Origin of the sequence: Acidaminococcus sp. CAG:542, assembly GCF_000437815.1 — a bacterium.
Taxonomy (GTDB): Bacteria; Bacillota; Negativicutes; order Acidaminococcales; family Acidaminococcaceae; genus Acidaminococcus.
The window spans coordinates 12580-14276 of the sequence record NZ_FR902014.1 but is presented as its reverse complement, the minus strand read 5'-3'; the positions used below and the strand labels follow the sequence as shown (position 1 = coordinate 14276).

Genomic DNA, 1697 nt, shown 5'->3' with positions numbered 1-1697 from the left:
GGATGCTCTGGATATCACGGAACGGAGCTGCCATGACCATATTTCCCTGTGTCCGGGGAAAATGCATGGCTGCGGTCATGACGGCCATACGGTGATGCTGTTGGGAGCGGCCAAACTGCTGGCGGATCGGAAAAATTTCAATGGCACGGTCCGCTTTATCTTTCAGCCGGCAGAAGAACCAGGCCGGGGTGCCCAGGCCATGATCGATGACGGGCTGTTCGAACGGTTCCCCATGGATGAAATCTATGGCCTCCACAATGCGCCTTTCCTGCCGGCCGGGACCCTTTCCACCCGGGTGGGGGGCATGGCTGCCAGCGAAGATGATTTTTCCTTCACCATCACTGGAAAAGGGGGCCATGCTTCTTCTCCCCACGAAGGAAATGATCCACTGGCTTCTTTCGCAGAAATTTATCTGGCACTTCAGACCATCGTCAGCCGGAATGCGCCGCCCATGCGTCCCGTGGTGATTTCCTGTACGGAAATCGAGACGGATGGGGCTCACAATGCCATCCCCACCACCGTGACGGTACGGGGAGATGCCCGGACTACAACACCGGAAGACCAGCAGTTGGTGGAAAATCGGATGCGGGATATTGTGGAGGGAATCTGCCGGATGAACCACGCCCAGTGCAGCTTTGCCTACACCCATGAGTTCTTTCCTACGGTCAATGACGCTGGATGCGTCCAGCATGCGGTGCGGGCTGCCCAGGCGGTGGTGGGAGAAAAACGGACTTTTGGAGACTGTGAGCCATGGATGGCGTCGGAAGACTTTGCTGCTTTCCTGAAACATGTGCCTGGTTGTTTCCTGCTTTTGGGAACTGGAAAAGAGAAAAGCGGAAATGTCTCTCTTCATCAGAATATCTATGACTTCAATGATGATGTATTGGCAACAGGAGCAGAATTTTGGGCCGAGCTGGTAAGGCTCCGGCTGGCAGCATAAGAAGGGAGCATGACCATGGAGAACGAAATCAAGATCGTGACCCGGAAATCCAGCGGGAAATGTCAATGGGACGGGCTTTTTACCCGGCAGGCAGCAGAAACCGCCTGGAACTTCCATCGGACCATCCCGGGATACGTGCCCACGCCTCTGGTGGATTTGAAAGGATTGGCAGAACACCTGGGGCTGGAGGCGTTCTATGTGAAAGATGAAAGCTTCCGGTTCGGGCTCAATGCTTTCAAGGGACTGGGCGGCAGTTTCTGCGTGGCCCAAGTCCTGGGAGAGAAACTGGGGATTCCTATAACAGAAATGACTTTTGCCCTGCTCCAGGATCCTGCAGTCCATGCAAAGATCAAAGATCTGTGCTTTGTGACGGCCACCGACGGGAACCACGGCCGGGGCATTGCTTGGACCGCCCACTGCCTGGGAGTGAAGAGCCGGGTATTCATGCCCAAAGGAAGTTCTCGGGAAAGGCTGGAGAACATCCGGGCTTTGGGCAGCGATGCCTGTATCACGGAATTCAATTATGATGATACGGTGCGCCATGCTGCCCGGGTGGCGGAAGAAACTGGCGGAGTATTGGTCCAGGATACGGCCTGGGAAGGATACGAAACCATTCCCGGGTGGATCATGGAAGGGTACACTACCCTGGCCCTGGAAGCGGCAGAGGCTCCCTCCCAGCCGCCCACCCACATTTTTCTCCAGGCGGGAGTGGGGGCCATGAGCGGGGCTCTTGCAGGTTTCTTCGCTGATTATTACG

At 56.0% G+C, this 1697-nt stretch carries 2 protein-coding genes; both read left to right on the top strand.

Features of this window, described 5'->3' with window-relative positions:
• A partial coding sequence (locus QVO43_RS00740) for an amidohydrolase (protein ID WP_288174250.1) occupies positions 1 to 940 on the top strand: 940 nt, incomplete at its 5' end.
• 15 nt (positions 941 to 955) lie between these two features.
• Positions 956 to 1697, top strand: a 742-nt coding sequence (locus QVO43_RS00735) for a diaminopropionate ammonia-lyase (RefSeq protein ID WP_288174249.1), incomplete at its 3' end; no start/stop codon positions are given.